The following is a 15,907-nucleotide window of genomic DNA, read 5'->3' as shown; positions in this document are numbered from 1 at the left end:
CGATGCATATCGTTCGCGTCGCACCGGAGATCAGCGAACCTGCGGGGCCACCTTCTCGCCGAGCAGAGTGATGTTGTTCAGCACCTTCTCGTGCTCGATGGTGCCGACGCTGGTGTGCAGCATGAACCGATCCAGTCCCAGGGTGTCGCGAACATCGGCGATCTTGCCCGCCACGTAGTCGGGCGTGCCGACGAACAGCGAACCACTCTGCGAGCGCAGCGCGTCGAACTGCTCACGCGTCATCGGACCCCAGCCGCGCTCCTTCCCGATTCCGGACATGGCGCGGGCGTACGGCTTGTAGAAGTCGTTCACGGCCTGCGCATCCGTCTCGGCGACATACCCGTGCGCGTGCACCGCGACCGGCTGCTTGTCATGCCCGCCCTGCTCGAGCGCCCGGTGATACAGCTCCACCAGCGGCTTGAACCGCGCCGGCTGCCCGCCGATGATGGCGATGGCCAGCGGCAGGCCCAGAAGTCCCGCGCGCACAACGGATTCGGGGCTGCCGCCGACCGCGATCCACACCGGCAGCGGCCGGTTCTCGGTGCGCGGATAGACGATCACGTCGTTCAGCGGCGCACGGAACCGTCCGGACCAGGTGACCGGCTCCTCCTCGCGAATCTTCAGCAGCAGCGCCAATTTCTCCTCGAACAGCTCGTCGTAGTCGGAGAGGTCGTAACCGAACAGTGGGAACGACTCGATGAAAGAGCCACGCCCGGCCATCAATTCGGCCCGGCCGCCCGACAGCCCGTCGAGGGTGGCGAAGTCCTGATAGGCGCGCACGGGATCGGCCGAGCTCAAGACCGTCACCGCACTCGTGAGCTGGATCCGCTCGGTGCGCGAGGCGATGGCGGCCAGCACGACCGCCGGGGAGGACGCCGCGAAATCCTTGCGGTGGTGTTCGCCGACGCCGTACACGTCGAGTCCCGCCTGCTCGGTGGCCACCGCTTCCTCGACCACCTGCCGCAGCCGTTCGCCCGCGGTGGGCACCGGCCCGTCGCCTCCGACGGGATGCACCTCGGCGAATGTCGTCAGACCAAGTTCCACGGCCGGAGCCCCTCTCGCTGTGTCGCGGTTCCTGCGTTCCCAGGCCGCGCCGTTGTTTCCAAGTCAACCAGCACCATAAACGGACCGCAGTCCGGAACTATTCCGGCGACCGCTCCGACGGCGAACACGAAGGAGACCGTTAGTCTTGGTGCATGTCAGTGCGCACCCGCAAACCCCTCGTTCCCGGCACCCAGTCGCCCATTCGCGAGGTGCCGAAAAACATCGAGCGGCCCGAGTACGTGTGGAAGAAGACCGCCAACGAGGGTCACGAGCCCTGGGTGCAGACCGCCGAGACCATCGAGAAGATGCGCATCGCCGGCAAGATCGCCGCACAGGCCCTCGCGGAGGCGGGCAAGGCCGTCGCACCGGGCGTCACCACCGATCAGCTCGACGCCATCGCGCACGAGTACATGCTCGACCACGGCGCCTACCCGTCCACCCTGGGCTACAAGGGCTTTCCCAAATCCTGCTGCACCTCGCTGAACGAGGTCATCTGCCACGGCATCCCGGACTCGACGGTCATCGAGGACGGCGACATCGTGAACATCGACGTCACCGCCTACATCAACGGCGTGCACGGCGACACCAACCGGACCTACCTCGCCGGTGACGTGGACGAGGAGGTGCGCCTGCTGGTCGAGCGCACCGAAGAGGCCACCATGCGCGCCATCAAGGCGGTCAAGCCGGGCCGCGCGCTCAATGTGATCGGCCGCGTCATCGAGTCCTACGCCAACCGCTTCGGCTACGGTGTGGTGCGCGACTTCACCGGCCACGGCGTCGGCCCCACCTTCCACAGCGGCCTGGTGATCCTGCACTACGACCAGCCCGCCATCGAATCCGTCATCGAGCCGGGCATGACCTTCACCATCGAACCCATGATCAACCTGGGCGGCATCGACTACGAGATCTGGAACGACGGCTGGACCGTGGTCACCAAGGACCGCAAGTGGACGGCGCAGTTCGAGCACACGCTCGTGGTCACCGACGAGGGCGCGGAAATCCTCACGCTGCCGTGAGGGGCGCGCTGCTGATCGCGGGCACCACCTCCGACGCCGGGAAAAGCGTTGTGGTGGCGGGGCTCTGCCGCATGCTCGCCCGGCGCGGGGTGCGGGTGGCCCCGTTCAAGGCGCAGAACATGTCGAACAACTCCGTCGTCACCCTGGACGGCGGGGAGATCGGCCGGGCGCAGGCGTTGCAGGCGCGGGCATGCGGGCTGGAGCCGAGCGTGCGGTTCAATCCGGTGCTGCTCAAGCCCGGGAGCGACCGGCGCTCCCAGCTTGTCGTGCGCGGTAGAGCCGTCGACACGGTGGGGGCGAAGGATTACTTCCGGCATCGACAGGTGCTGCGGGGCATTGTCGCCGAGGAATTGGCTTCGCTGCGTGCCGAATTCGATGTGGTGATCTGTGAGGGCGCCGGATCGCCCGCCGAAATCAACCTGCGTGCAACAGATCTCGCGAATATGGGGCTGGCGCGCGCGGTGGATTTGCCGGTTCTGCTGGTCGGCGATATCGATCGCGGGGGCGTGCTCGCGCATCTCTTCGGCACCGTCGCGATTCTGGAACCCGAAGACCAGCAATTGATTTCCGGCTTCATCGTCAACAAATTCCGCGGCGATGTGGAGCTGCTGCGACCCGGCCTCGATCAGCTGACCGAGCTCACCGGACGCCCCACCCTCGGCGTGCTGCCCTTCGCCGAAGACCTCTGGATCGACGCCGAGGATTCGCTCGGCACCGTCGCCGACGCCCCCGTCGGCCGCTCCCGTCCGCCGCTGGGCCGGGACTGGCTGACCGTCGCCGCCATCCGACTGCCGCGCATCTCCAACTCCACCGATGTGGAGGCCCTGGCCTGCGAGCCCGGGGTCTCCGTGCGCTGGGCCGACGACCCCTCCCGCCTGGCCGGTGCCGACCTGGTGATCCTGCCCGGCAGCAAGGCCACCGTCAGCGATCTGGAGTGGTTGCGCCGCACCGGGATCGCCGACGCCCTGACCGCCCGCGCGGCGGCGGGCAGCCCGATCCTCGGCATCTGCGGCGGCTACCAGATGCTCGCCCGCAGCATTACCGACCGGGTGGAGTCCACCGCCGGCACCGTCCCCGGCCTGGGCCTGCTGGACCTCGACATCGAATTCGCGGACCCGAAGGTGCTGCGCCGCGCCTCCGGCCGCGCGCTCGGTGGCGCGGATCTCCCCGTGCACGGCTATGAGATACATCATGGCCGCGTCACCCGTAATGCCGATCACCCCTGGCTGGAACTCGAGGGCCGACCCGAAGGCAGTGTGCGCCAGGGTATCTGGGGCACACACCTGCACGGAGCCCTGGAATCCGACGAGTTCCGCCGCGCCTGGCTGGGTGAAGTCGCAGCTCAGGCCGGTCGCACCGATTTCGTTGTGGCCGAGGATGTTTCGGTGGCCGATGTGCGCGCCGCCCAGCTCGACCTGCTCGCCGACCTGATGGAGAAGCATCTCGACCTCGAACCCCTCGAGCGTCTGATCACCCACGGCGCCCCCGCGGATCTCCCGGTTCTCACCGTCGGAAGGTGACAGCCGTCACGTTTATCCGCCGGACGGGCGTCCGCGCCCTCCGGCGGCCGTGTAGCGTTGTCCGTTATGGAATCTCGGCGGATCACGGTCGGTGACCGCGCGTGGACCGTGCGAGTCGGCGGACCTTCATCCCGGCACCACGTGCTCCTGCTACCCGATGCGGGCGATCCGGCCGACGTTTACGACGAGGTCTGCGCCCGTTTGCAGACCTCCGACCTGCACACCATCGTCATCGAATGGGCGGACGGTCTCGACACCGCCGCCGTCTTCGGCATCCTCGACGACCTGAAGGTCCCGTGGGCCAATCTGGTCGGCTGCGGTGCCGGCGCGGACCTGGCGTGGCAGCTGGCCGCGCGCGGCTTCGGCCGGTTCATGAGCGTCATCGTCGCCGGACGCGGCCACCCGGCCACGCCCGACGTCAACGGTGACATCGCCGACCCGGCCTGCCCGCCGGTGGAGATCCCCACCACGCTGCTGGCCACCAAGCGCTTCCCGCGCGAGCTGGCCGAGCCGTCGGGCCGCCACGTCTACGGCGAATTCCGGCTGGTGCCAGTGGATGTCGCGGACGTAGCGGCCGAGGCGGGCAATGAACTCGCCACCGAAGTGGTGCTACGCACCAGCTTCTGGTGAGGTGGCGAGCCACGTCAGCCAGTTGTCGAGCTCGGTGAAGGCTTCTTCGCGGGGCTCGGCCGACGACAGGAACACGTCGTGGCGGGCCCCCTCGATCGGCACCATGTTGGTGCGCGTGCCCAGGCAGCCGGACCAGCGCTGAATCTGCCGCACATCCAGCACCACATCGGAAACATCGGCGGCCGGACCGTATTCGCGCATGAACCTGGTCACCTTGGACCGCAGGATCAGCGCGGGCACGCCGATGTCCAGACCCTGGTGCAGCCGCAGATGCCCACGGCGGATGGCGCGCAGCCAGCCCGCGTGAACGGGGAAGCCGGTCAACGGCTTCCAATCCAGGTTGTAATCCCATTCCCCGGAACCGGTGTGGTGCAGGCTGGTTCCGTAGGTGGTGGACAGGCCCAGCGGGATCTTGGTCATACCGCTGAAGCGGCCGATACCTTCGAGCACCGCGGTGCCCACCGAGCGGTAGTAGGACGGCCCCTGCAGGTCGAACCACGGGCTGTTGAGCATCAGGCCCGTAATGCCCTGGGCGCGAACGCCGCCCGCGCCGTTGAGCCGGTTCAGCCACAGCGAGGTCACCAGCCCGCCGGTGGAATGGGCCATGATCAGCACCGGCAGCCCGGTCTCCTCGCGGATGATCTTCAGCGACCGGTTCAACTCGGTGTCGTAGAGCGCCAGATCGCTGACGTAGTGCGGGGTCTGGCCCGCGCGGGTGGAGCGCCCGCACTTGCGCAGGTCCAGCGCGTAGAAGGCGTGCCCCTGCCCGGCCAGATGCTGGGCCAGGTGCTCCTGGAAGAAGTAGTCGGTGAATCCGTGCACGTACAGCACGGCCTGGGTGGGCGCGGGCTGCTGGGCGGGGGAGTACCGCACCAGCGTGGCGACCACATCGCCCTCACCGTCCGGGTCCGGCCCGAGCGGCAGGGTCAGTTGCTGGTAGTCCGTGCCGAGCACATCCGGCTGCCAGGCGCCGGCGGCCTCGGTCGGAGCGGACGAACGGGCGGTTGACGACGTATCGGATGTCACAAGCCCAATCTAAACTCCGGCGTCGCGTTCCACAGTGTCGGAGGTATCTCTCACATTCGGCCTCTTCGTTGCAGGATTTTTTCGTGGGCAGGGGCACAATTGGGCTTAGGTGAACGACGGGTAACCTAACTGCCGCTGGGTTGCCGTACTAAGACAAGGAAGTCGATCAACGCCGTGCCGAACGCTGCCACGATTGAGAAGACCGATGTAGTACTCATCGGTGCCGGCATCATGAGCGCCACTCTGGGCGCTCTGCTCCGACAGGTGCAGCCGAACTGGTCGATTACCGTTTTCGAGCGCCTCGAGGCGGCCGCCGCCGAGAGCAGCGATCCGTGGAACAACGCCGGTACCGGCCATTCCGCGCTGTGCGAGCTCAACTACACGCCGCAGAACGCCGACGGTTCGGTGGAGATCACCAAGGCCATCGACATCAACGAGCGCTTCCAGGTGTCGCGCCAGTTCTGGTCGTACGCCGTCGAGAACGGTGTGCTCGGCAACCCGTCCAACTTCATCAACCCGATCCCGCACGTGAGCTTCACGCACGGCGCGGCCGATGTGGACTACCTGCGCAAGCGCTTCGAGGCGCTGTCGCGGCATCCGCTGTTCGAGGGCATGGAGTTCATCGACGACCGCGACGAGTTCTCGCGCCGCCTGCCGCTGATGGCGAAGGGCCGCGACTTCTCCGATCCGGTCGCGCTGAACTGGACCGAGGCGGGCACCGATATCGACTTCGGTGAGCTCACCAAGGAGCTGCTCGCCTACCTGGGCTGGAGCGGCGCCGATATCGCCTTCGGGCACGAGGTCAAGAACCTCACCAAGCAGTCGGACGGCTCCTGGCTGGTGAAGGTCCGCAACCTGCGCAACAACAAGACCCGCGTGATCAACGCCAAGTTCGTGTTCGTGGGCGCGGGCGGCGGCGCGCTGCCGCTGCTGCAGAAGTCCGGCATCAAGGAGATCTCCGGTTTCGGCGGCTTCCCGGTGTCGGGTCTGTTCCTGCGCTGCAAGAACCCGGCCCTGATCGCCCAGCACGAGGCCAAGGTGTACGGCAAGGCCGCCGTCGGCGCGCCGCCGATGTCGGTGCCGCACTTGGACACTCGCGTCATCAACGGCGAGCGCGGCCTGCTGTTCGGCCCGTACGCGGGCTGGACGCCGAAGTTCCTCAAGGACGGCAAGCTCACCGACCTGATCAAGTCGGTGAAGCCGAACAACCTGTTCTCCATGCTCGGCGTCGGCGTCACCGAACTGAGCCTGGTCAACTACCTGGTGTCCGAGCTGCTCAAGTCGCAGGCCGGTCGGGTGGGCGTGATGGAGGAGTTCATCCCGCGCGCCGACGGCAACGACTGGGATCTGATCATCGCCGGGCAGCGCGTGCAGGTCATCCGCCGCAAGGGCGCGGGCGGCGTGCTGGAGCTGGGCACCGCGGTCGTCGCGGCCGAGGACGGCTCCATCGCCGGTCTGCTCGGCGCGTCCCCGGGCGCGTCCACCTGCGTGAGCGCCATGCTCGACGTCATGAAGAAGTGCTTCCCGCGCGAATTCGGTTCGTGGGAGCCGAAACTCAAGGAAATGGTGCCGTCCCTGGGCGTCAAGCTCTCGGAGAATCAGGCCCTGCACCGCGAGGTCTGGGACTGGTCCAACAAGGCCCTGCACCTGGACGGCGCCAACACGCCGAAGCACGGCGGTCTTCCCTCACACCGCTAGTTGTGATAGCAAGACGCGATGATGTCAACGGTTGCTCTCAAACGGTCGTGGGCCCAGGATCTGGACACCGAGACCCTGTACAAGCTGTTGAAACTTCGCGTCGAGGTTTTCGTAGTCGAGCAGAAGTGCGCGTACCCCGAACTCGACGGGCTGGATCTCGGTCCTGAAACCCGCCACTTCTGGCTCGACGACGAAGGCGAGGTCATCTGCACCCTCCGCCTCCTCGAAGAGCACGACAACGGCGTGAAGTCCTTCCGCATCGGCCGCCTCTGCACCACCCCCGCCGCCCGCGGCCACGGCTACACCACCCGCCTGCTGCAGGCGGCGCTGGCCGAAGCCGGTTCCGCCACAGTCCGTTTGAACGCCCAGACCTATCTGGTCGACATGTACACCAAGCACGGCTTCAAGCCCGACGGCGAGGAGTACATCGAGGACGGCATCCCGCACATCCCGATGCGCCGAGGCTGAGCACTCCGATCCCGCAACCGCGTTGGTTGCGGGATCGTTCTTTTCACGCTGGTCCCGGGGTGACCGAGGGCACTCGTGGCCGGTGCGCGGGGCGGGCATAGAGTTGGGGTGTGTCGGTTTCCCCTGTGGCTTACTCCGAATCCGTTCGCGCGCGTTCCACCGCGGACGCCGGGTTCCCGTTCTCCGCGGTCGTCGGGCAGGAGCGGTTGCAGCTGGCGTTGATTCTGTGCGCGGTGCATCCCGGGATCGGGGGTGTGCTGGTGCGCGGCGAGAAGGGGACCGCGAAATCGACCGTGGTTCGCGCGCTGGCGCAATTGTTGCCGCCGGTGGTGGACGAGAGTGGGGCGCGGCCCGCACGGCTCGTAGAGCTGCCGGTGGGGGCCACAGAGGACCGCGTGGTCGGATCGCTGGATCTGGAGCGGGTGCTGCGGGACGGCGAGCAGGCGTTCCGGCCGGGTCTGCTGGCGGCGGCGCATCACGGCGTGCTCTACGTCGACGAGGTGAACCTGCTGCACGACCATCTGGTGGACGTGCTGCTCGACGCCGCCGCCATGGGGCGCGTGCACATCGAGCGCGACGGCGTCTCGCATACCCATCCGGCCCGCTTCGTGCTCGTCGGCACCATGAATCCCGAAGAGGGCGAACTGCGCCCGCAGCTGCTGGACCGGTTCGGGCTCACCGTCGACGTGGTCGCCTCGCGGGACGTCGACACCCGCATGGCCGTCGTGCGCCGCCGCCTCGACTACGAGGCCGATCCGGCTGCCTTCGCCGACCACTACGCCGCCGCCGACCGCGAGGTGGCCGACCGCATTCTCACCGCCCGCGATCGCGTCGCCGACATCGAGCTGAACAATGTCGAACTGCGCCGGATCGCCGCCCTCTGCGCCTCCTTCGACGTCGACGGGATGCGCGCCGACCTGGTCGTGGCCCGGACCGCGACCGCGCACGCCGCCTGGCGCGGCAGCCGCGTGGTGACCGAGGACGATGTTCGCGTCGCCGCGGAACTCGCACTCCCGCACCGTCGCAGGCGTGATCCCTTCGACGAACCCGGCATCAGCGAGGACCAGCTCGACGAGGCCATGCGCAACGCCGCCGACGAAGCCGCCAAGGGCGGCACCGAGGACGGTGAGAGCCTGGGAAAAGCCCCGAGCTCGACGACTCCGGGACGCACGATCCGGTAGAGGATCCGGAGCGCAACGCCGACTCGCCGTGGGACGGACCGGATTTCGCGGAGGATCCCTCGGATTCCCCTGCGGGCGACCGGAATTCTAACGTCCCGGACTCCGAGGACGCCGCCTCCGATGACGCCGCCTCCGAGGACCGCCGCGACCCGAATGGCTCCGGTGGCCGTCCCGTTCGCGAGCAGCTCGCCGGCACGCCGACCGGCGCCATCGCCACGCCCCCGCGCTGGCAGGTACCCGGTATCGGTGAAGGGGCTCCGGGCCGACGCTCACGAGCCCGCACCCGCAACGGCCGCACGGTCCGTGCCACCGAGGACGCCGCCGCTGGATTGCACCTGCTCGCAACCATTTTCGCGGCCGCGCCCCAGCAGCATGCGCGCGGCAGGCGTTCCGGGCCCCTGCACTTCGAGCCCGCCGACCTGCGTGGCGCGTATCGCGAAGGCAGGGAAGGCAATCTGGTGGTCTTCGTGGTCGACGCCTCCGGTTCGATGGCGGCCCGCGACCGGCTCTCGGCTGTCACCGGCGCGGTCGTCGCCCTGCTTCGGGACGCTTACCAGAGCCGCGACAAGGTGGCCGTGATCAGCATGCGTGGGCAGGAGGCCGAGCTGGTGCTGCCCCCCACCTCATCGATCGACATCGCGGTCCGTCGCCTGGGCGATATGCGCACCGGCGGCAAAACGCCACTGGCCCAAGGCATCCTGAAGGCCCGCGAGATCATCCACCGCGAACGCGTCCGCGATCCGCAGCGGCGGCCCCTGCTGGTCCTGCTCACCGATGGGCGGGCGACCGGTGGCACCGATCCGGTTCCGCGCGCTCGGGCGGCAGCTCGCCTTCTCTCGCACGACGCTGTCACCGCCATGGTTGTCGACTGCGAGCGCGGCATGATCAGGCTGGGACTGGCTCGTGACATAGCCCGGGACCTCCGGGCCGGGTATCTCCAGCTCTCCGAGCTCACCGGCGACTCGGTGGCGGGCATTGTCCGTGGGGCCCGCGTGGCCTGATCGCTTGCGGAACCATCTGTGTCCCACTCCCGTTCGATTGGTATGGGTACCTCCGGTGACAAGAATCCGAAGCGTCGTGAAGCTCGGCAGGGGAGCAACAGCGAGGCCGCGACGGACGCCGCGCTGACTGCTGCCGAAGCCGCATCTCCGGGGCTGATCACCGGAATCGGTGCTGTTATCGGCCGGACCGTTTCCGGGATCGCGAACGCATTGACCTGAGCGTGGCTCTGGGAGCGGATGAGGTTCGGTACTCGGGGCCTACGTAGCCGAGTCGCTCACGGACCCTTCGGTCCCAGCGGCGTTCGGGAGACAAGAATAACCACGCAGTGCTGGTGACTTCGCCTGCCCTACCGGACTTTCGCTCCCCCATTGGGAGCCGTCATCCGCCGATACCGGCCTGGGGCCTGGCTGTGGTTGCGTTCAAGAGACAAAGACAAACCCGAAAGGATGAGGGGGTCTGGTCTCTGAAGGTGACCAGGGCCAGGCCCCACGTCAGGAAGGTGAGATGACGGCACACGATGGGGGAGCGAAAGCCGGGTACGGCAGGCGAAGTCACCAGCACTGCGGGTTTATTCTTTGTCTCCCGAACGCCGCTGGGACAGCAGGGTTCGCGCAGCACTCGGCTACGTAGGCCCCGAGTACCGCACCTCATGTTCCCCTGGAGCCGGAACCTAGCCGGGCAGGGTGCCGTCCCCGCATCGGCCTGCGCGTGCGCCCGAGCAGCTCATCAGCATGATGGCGATGATTGACCCGAGGCGTTCGCGTGGGATCGATGTGTGCGGGCGCGATCCACCCGGTACGCCCGGCGTACTCCGAATCCGACCCCATCCGAACGGTTTTCCACCCGCCGGGCCCGTTGTGAACCATGCTGTGGCACCGATCGCACACCAGGGTGAGATTGTCGATATCGGTGCGGCCCTGGCGGCTCCACTCGGTGATGTGATGAACGGCAGCCAGGCTGGCCGGAGCATCACATCCGGGGCGAGTGCAGCCGCGCTCGGCGGCGATCAACGCCATGCGCTGAACGGGCATGGCAAGGCGACGGGCGCGACCACAGTGCAGCGGCATGCCGGCGTGATCGAAGACCACCAGATACGGCTTCGCCCGTTCGGCCAGTTTCAGCGCCTGCGGTACCGATACCGTGCCACCCGTCGCGGTGGTCGCCACTCCGGCAGCGGCTTCGAGCTGATCGATGGTCATGGTGAAAATGGCCGCCACCGGCAGACCCCGGTGCTCACCGAGCTGGTGCGGGCGGGTATTAGGAGCGAGCAGCGCCTCGAGCGCGTCGTGATTGCGCTGTCCGGCAGTGCGCGAATCACGCGCCGCAGCCGCGGCGACAGCATCCGGATCCGTGGAAGTTGCTCCGGCTGTGGGGCTTTCCGGATCGTCGGGATTGCACATGCCAGGCCGCGCGTACTTGGCCAGCACCGGTTCGAGCAGCGCCCGCAGGCCGGGAGTGATCATCCCCTTCAGCGCGCTCATACCGTCGGCGCGCTGCGGCGACAGGATCAGTTCGCGTATGCGGGCGCGGTCGATGTCGTCGGTGACGGTGCCGTCCTCCAGGTAGGACAGAATCCGGTGCCCGACAACACGGGTCAGATCATCGGGTGTCACTTCGCGCGCGGTCTCGGCCAGCAGTGTTTCAGCGGTCGTCTTGTCCTCGAACGAGGCGGCGGCCGGAATGCGGGCCATGACCGTGGCGATGGCGCGAACATGATCGGCGGAGATGTCGCCTGTCGCCGCTATCTCCGCCGTGCGGGGCAGCCGGGGCGGAATCGGCGCACCCGACACATCGTGCCGAACCCCGACCTGATCGAGTGCGGCGACCCGGCAGCCCGCGTCGGCCTTGGACAATCGGAGTGTCTCGATGAGGAACTGTCGCATCGACCCCACCCCGTGCCGCTTGTGCAGACTGCGCGCCTCGGCATCGGCGAGCTGGCGCACCCCGAACGCCTGCAATTGCCGATGCAGGAATTCCGTGGCGCGCAACAACTCCAGCGACTCCTCCTCGCTGTGGGCACTGAGATTCGAGGCGGCGAGCAGGGCGGCGAGGTCGCCCATCTGAGCGATCACCTCACCCGCAGCAACACCCACACAACTCGAACCCATATTCGAATTCTATGGGAACTCGATCGCAACACGCCAGAAAAACACGCCATGACCTGCATATTTGCGCGTCGGTTCGACCCCTTTGCCGGTTTGGTCCTACCCCGTCGCCCCCGCCTACCGCGGGAAGCCCTGACCGGTCGCGATCCCCACCGGCAGATATGGCACCGTGGTGTGTGATCGGCCCGCGCGGAGCGGCCGCGAAAGGAGTTCGTCCACGATGCCCAAGGGTGTCCCGCTGCCGGACAGCATCCCCGACGACGGCCTGACCACACGCCAGCGGCGCAATCTCCCCGTACTCGCGGTCCACACGGGACCGGGGAAGGGCAAGTCCACCGCCGCGTTCGGGATGGCGTTGCGGGCCTGGAACCAAGGGTTCGACGTCGCGGTGTTCCAGTTCGTGAAGAGCGCCAAGTGGAAGGTGGGGGAGGAGGCCGCGTTCCGCACGCTGGGGACGCTGCACGAGCAGACCGGCGCGGGTGGTGCGGTCGAATGGCACAAGATGGGCGAGGGCTGGTCGTGGACCCGCAAGCAGGGCAGCGATGAGGACCACGCCGCCGCGGCACTCGCGGGATGGCAGGAGATCGCCCGGCGACTGCGGGACGAGCAGCACCGGTTCTATGTGCTCGACGAGTTCACCTATCCGCTCAAATGGGGTTGGGTGGATGTGGACGAGGTCGTGGAGACGCTGCGGAACCGGCCCGGCAATCAGCATGTGGTGATCACCGGCCGGGATGCCCCGCAGGCGCTCATCGAGGCCGCCGATCTGGTCACCGAGATGACCAAGGTGAAGCATCCGATGGACGCGGGCCGTAAAGGCCAGCGGGGCATCGAATGGTGAGTACGCCTGCGATCGTGATCGCCGCTCCCGCCTCCGGGAGCGGAAAGACCACTGTCGCAACGGGATTGATCGGCGCGCTGCGGCGTGCCGGACATCGGGTCGCACCGTTCAAAGTGGGGCCGGACTACATCGATCCCGGATACCACGGTGTCGCGGCGGGACGCCCCGGCCGGAACCTGGATCCGGTGCTGGTCGGAGCCGAACGCGTACTGCCGCTCTACCTGCACGGCAGCCGCGACTGCGATATCGCCGTCGTCGAAGGCGTCATGGGCCTGTTCGACGGACGGATCGACGAGCACAACACGGCACCCGTGGCCGAGGGATCCACCGCCCAGATCGCCGGAATGCTCGGTGCGCCCGTAATTCTCGTCGTAGACGCGCGCGGCCACAGCCAGAGCCTGGCCGCCCTGCTGCACGGCTTCGCCACCTTCGACAGCGGAATCCGCCTCGGCGGCGTGATTCTCAACCGCGTGGGCAGCGAACGCCACGAACAAGTGCTGCGCGCCGCCTGCGCCCGCGTGGGCCTACCGGTACTCGGCGCGCTCCCGCGCCTGGCCGAATTGGAAGTGCCGTCACGGCATCTCGGCCTCATCCCCGCCGTCGAGCACGGCGCGGCCGCGCTGTCGGCGGTGGGTGCGATGACCGATCTCGTCGCGGCGCACATCGATCTGGCCGCCGTCGCCGCTCTGGCCGCATCACACGCGTCCGGCCTCCCCTGGGATGCCGAGGCGGAAATACGCACCGCCACAGGTGTTCTGGCGTCCGGTGCCGCTGGCTCGATCCTTGACGCGTGGCCGATTGGTGACGTGCGGCCGATTGGTGACATGCGGCCGACTGGCGACGCGCGGCCGATTGGTGATGTGTGGCCGGTTGGAGATGCGCGGCCAGTTGGAGACGCTCGGTCCATTGGTCAAACAGCGGCCGATGTCATTGCGCAGTCGGACCCGGCGCAGTTGCGGCGCAGCGCAATCGGCGACCGGCAGCGCGGTGCGTTGCCTGCGAATGCGACACCTGACGACCGAGCGGACGGTCCGGTCATCGCGGTGGCAGGCGGCGCGGCATTCACCTTCGGCTACGCCGAACACCGCGAGCTGCTGACCGCGGCAGGCGCTCAGGTCGCGATCTTCGACCCCCTCCACGACGAATTGCCCATCGGCACAGCGGGTCTGGTGCTGCCCGGCGGCTTCCCAGAGGAGCACGCCGCCCAACTCGCGGCGAACCTCTCCCTGCTGTCCGCCGTCGCGGACCAGGCTCGGCGCGGCATGCCGGTGCACGCCGAATGCGCGGGCCTGCTCTACCTCACCCGATCCCTGGACGGCCACACCATGGCCGGCGTGGTCGACGCCGACGCCGAATTCGGCCCCCGCCTCACCCTCGGCTACCGAGACGCGGTGGCGCTCACCGATTCCCCGCTGTGGCAGACGGGCGAACGCGTGCGCGGCCACGAATTCCACCGCACCCGCCTTATCCGCCCGGCAACGGCATCCCCCGCTTGGGCCTGGCGCGCACCCACCGGCGAAACCGTCCGGGAGGGCGCGGTCCCGAACAACGTGCACGCCTCCTACCTGCACACCCACCCAGCCGGGAACCCCACGGCAATCCAACGATTCGTCACCGCCGCCGCCCGTCACGCCACCACCCACGCCGGTGTCTGACCACCGGCATGTCCGGCACAGCCGAGGCAACCGGCGGGTGCGGGTAGTCAGGGCAGGGGAGCGGGTGTTGTGACGCGCTGGGTGGTGGGTGTGGGGATGCGGGCGGGGGCGAAATCGCGGGATATCACCGATGCGGTGCGAGAAGTGCTGGGCGGCTCGGAGATTGTGTGCCTGGCGACGGTGGATCGCCGGGCGGGGGAGCCGGGGCTGATGGAAGCCGCTGCGCTGCTGGGTGTTCCGGTGGTGGGCTTCGCGTCCGCGCAGCTCGCGGCGGTGGAGGTGCCGAATCCGTCGGAGCGCACGGCCGCCGCGCTCGGTACGTCGAGTGTGGCGGAGGCTGCGGCGGTGCTCGCGGCCGGTGGTGGGCCGCTGGAGGTGGAGAAGACTGTGGTCTCGGGGATCACTGTTGCGGCTGTGGCAGTGGAATCCTGAACGGACCCAGCGATATCAGCACCTGGTTCAGGTGCGCAGCCGTCGGGGGTGGCTCGGGTGGGCCGTCGTATCTGCCGGAGGAGGGGCGTAAGTCGGCTCGCCGCACCCCGGCGGGTTGGGGCGCGGGGTGCGGCGGCTGGGCGAATTCTCCCTGTGGGCTGGAGGATTCGCAGTCGGGGTTATGGGGCTACGGAGCCCCAGTCGGCGAAGCCGGTGGGGTCGTGGCGGCCCAGGGTGCCGTGTTCGAACAGGCCCCAGCCTTCGGCGCCGCCGCAGCGGGCCTTGCCGACGTGGTCGATGACGCCGAAGGGGATGCGGCCAGCCAGGGCGGGGTCGCTGAGGTCGTAGAGGTGGCTCTCGGACCAGTTGCGGCCCTTCCATTGGCCGTGCAGCCAGTCGGGGTCGCCGCCGTAGCCGCAGCCGACGTTGAGGGCGACGAAGGTGCCCGCTTCGACTTCCACCTCGAGGGGTTTGCCGTCGGGGGTGGTGAGTTCCAGGCGCAGCGCGGTAGGGATGCGGGTGCCGGATTTGTAGGTGAGATGCACTCGCGGCCAGCCCAATTGCTCGACGCGGCCGTCCTTCCAGATGCGGGTGGCGTCGTTGAGGGTGCGGAAGCCGTTGGGTTCCTCCTGCACGATGACGATGATCGAGAAGTCGTCGAAGCGCAGCGGGACGTACAGCCACCAGAAGCCCTCGGAGGGTTCATCGGCGACGCGCCCGGCCGGGTCGCCGTCACCCACCGGCCGGATGCCCCAGGAGCGGTCGCGGGTGCCGGTCCAGTCGGTCGGATCGACGGTGATGTCGTCGCCGTCCACGGTGAGGGTGCCCGACCAGGAACCCACCTGCGCGAACCGTTGCGCGTCGATGATGGGCCGGTTCAATCCGGTGATGATGGTGTGCGGCTGCTCCTGCACCGCCGGGAACGCGCCCTCCCAGGTGAGGTCGAAGGACAGGTCGTCCTGCTCGCAGATCAACCGCAGCTTCTGCAGCGGCTCGACCACCTCGAGGTGCAGGCCGCCGACGCTCAGGTTCAGGCTGCGTTCGGTGAGTGCGTCGGAGAACCGCACGGCGCGTTGCAGATTCCCGCGCCGCACCGTGGCGAAGGCGTCGCGGACGCCCAGGTTCGGGTACACCCCGAACCCGGTGACCAGGAAGATGTCGTTGTTCTTGTCGAGCGCGTTGAAGTAGCTGCGATCGTAGAAGTTCTTGTCGCTGGTGCCGACCCGCGCCATGGGCAGCGGGGTCTGGTGGATCGGGTATTCGTCCAAGGGGCCGATCATGTCTCGTTC

Annotated in this window: 13 protein-coding genes and 1 pseudogene; 10 read left to right on the top strand and 4 right to left on the bottom strand. The window is 68.1% G+C overall.

All coding sequences use genetic code 11. The features are described 5' to 3' along the window. Positions 1-30 precede the first annotated feature (30 nt). Positions 31-1,044, bottom strand: a complete 1,014-nt coding sequence (locus JK358_RS31870) for an LLM class flavin-dependent oxidoreductase (RefSeq protein ID WP_201954899.1) — start codon at positions 1,042-1,044, stop codon at positions 31-33. A 152-nt stretch (positions 1,045-1,196) separates the two neighbouring features. Between JK358_RS31870 and map the strand changes: the two genes are divergently transcribed. The 3 genes from map (at position 1,197) to JK358_RS31855 (ending at position 4,210) form a co-directional block, all read left to right on the top strand. Next, entirely contained in the window at positions 1,197-2,060 is an 864-nt protein-coding gene (map, locus tag JK358_RS31865; protein ID WP_201954898.1) for a type I methionyl aminopeptidase, read from the top strand. Beyond that, positions 2,057-3,580 (top strand): cobyric acid synthase, encoded by a 1,524-nt coding sequence (locus JK358_RS31860; RefSeq protein ID WP_201954897.1) that lies wholly within the window; start codon positions 2,057-2,059, stop codon positions 3,578-3,580. The genes map and JK358_RS31860 overlap by 4 nt, the downstream gene beginning before the upstream one ends. A gap of 66 nt (positions 3,581-3,646) precedes the next feature. After that, complete coding sequence (locus JK358_RS31855; RefSeq protein ID WP_201954896.1) at positions 3,647-4,210, top strand: alpha/beta hydrolase; 564 nt, start codon at positions 3,647-3,649, stop codon at positions 4,208-4,210. Here the strand turns inward: JK358_RS31855 and JK358_RS31850 are convergent. Then, complete coding sequence (locus JK358_RS31850; protein ID WP_201954895.1) at positions 4,190-5,236, bottom strand: alpha/beta hydrolase; 1,047 nt, start codon at positions 5,234-5,236, stop codon at positions 4,190-4,192. The genes JK358_RS31855 and JK358_RS31850 overlap by 21 nt on opposite strands. A gap of 174 nt (positions 5,237-5,410) precedes the next feature. Between JK358_RS31850 and mqo the strand changes: the two genes are divergently transcribed. The 4 genes and pseudogenes from mqo to JK358_RS31830 all read left to right on the top strand — a co-directional run bounded on the left by mqo (position 5,411) and on the right by JK358_RS31830 (position 9,803). Beyond that, positions 5,411-6,934, top strand: coding sequence for a malate dehydrogenase (quinone) (gene mqo / locus JK358_RS31845; RefSeq protein WP_201954894.1), 1,524 nt, complete (start codon positions 5,411-5,413; stop codon positions 6,932-6,934). Between the two features lie 18 nt (positions 6,935-6,952). Next, on the top strand, positions 6,953-7,402 hold the full coding sequence (locus JK358_RS31840; RefSeq protein WP_201954893.1) for a GNAT family N-acetyltransferase: 450 nt from the start codon (positions 6,953-6,955) through the stop codon (positions 7,400-7,402). 125 nt (positions 7,403-7,527) lie between these two features. After that, positions 7,528-9,584 (top strand): annotated as a pseudogene (locus JK358_RS31835) (magnesium chelatase subunit D family protein). A gap of 42 nt (positions 9,585-9,626) precedes the next feature. Then, positions 9,627-9,803: a hypothetical protein gene (locus tag JK358_RS31830; protein WP_201954892.1), complete on the top strand. Its 177-nt coding sequence runs from the start codon at positions 9,627-9,629 to the stop codon at positions 9,801-9,803. 429 nt (positions 9,804-10,232) lie between these two features. On the opposite strand, the gene JK358_RS31825 is transcribed toward JK358_RS31830, so the two are convergent. Further along, positions 10,233-11,693, bottom strand: coding sequence for an HNH endonuclease signature motif containing protein (locus JK358_RS31825; RefSeq protein ID WP_201954891.1), 1,461 nt, complete (start codon positions 11,691-11,693; stop codon positions 10,233-10,235). A gap of 217 nt (positions 11,694-11,910) precedes the next feature. Between JK358_RS31825 and cobO the strand changes: the two genes are divergently transcribed. The 3 genes from cobO (at position 11,911) to JK358_RS31810 (ending at position 14,618) form a co-directional block, all read left to right on the top strand. Then, positions 11,911-12,531: a cob(I)yrinic acid a,c-diamide adenosyltransferase gene (gene cobO, locus JK358_RS31820; RefSeq protein ID WP_201954890.1), complete on the top strand. Its 621-nt coding sequence runs from the start codon at positions 11,911-11,913 to the stop codon at positions 12,529-12,531. Beyond that, on the top strand, positions 12,525-14,186 hold the full coding sequence (locus JK358_RS31815; RefSeq protein WP_201954889.1) for a cobyrinic acid a,c-diamide synthase CobB: 1,662 nt from the start codon (positions 12,525-12,527) through the stop codon (positions 14,184-14,186). Before cobO ends, JK358_RS31815 begins: the two co-directional genes overlap by 7 nt. Positions 14,187-14,255: 69 nt before the next feature. Beyond that, entirely contained in the window at positions 14,256-14,618 is a 363-nt protein-coding gene (locus tag JK358_RS31810; RefSeq protein ID WP_307817836.1) for a cobalamin biosynthesis protein, read from the top strand. Positions 14,619-14,797: 179 nt separating this feature from the next. Here JK358_RS31810 and JK358_RS31805 read toward each other — a convergent pair whose 3' ends face one another. Continuing rightward, complete coding sequence (locus JK358_RS31805) at positions 14,798-15,898, bottom strand: Rv3169 family protein (RefSeq protein ID WP_201954888.1); 1,101 nt, start codon at positions 15,896-15,898, stop codon at positions 14,798-14,800. Between the last annotated feature and the right edge of the window lie 9 nt (positions 15,899-15,907).

The organism is Nocardia acididurans (genome assembly GCF_016741815.1).
GTDB classification, from domain to species: Bacteria; Actinomycetota; Actinomycetes; order Mycobacteriales; family Mycobacteriaceae; genus Nocardia; species Nocardia acididurans.
Note: the sequence above shows the minus strand (reverse complement) of the source record. Positions and strands in the feature narration are given on the sequence as shown.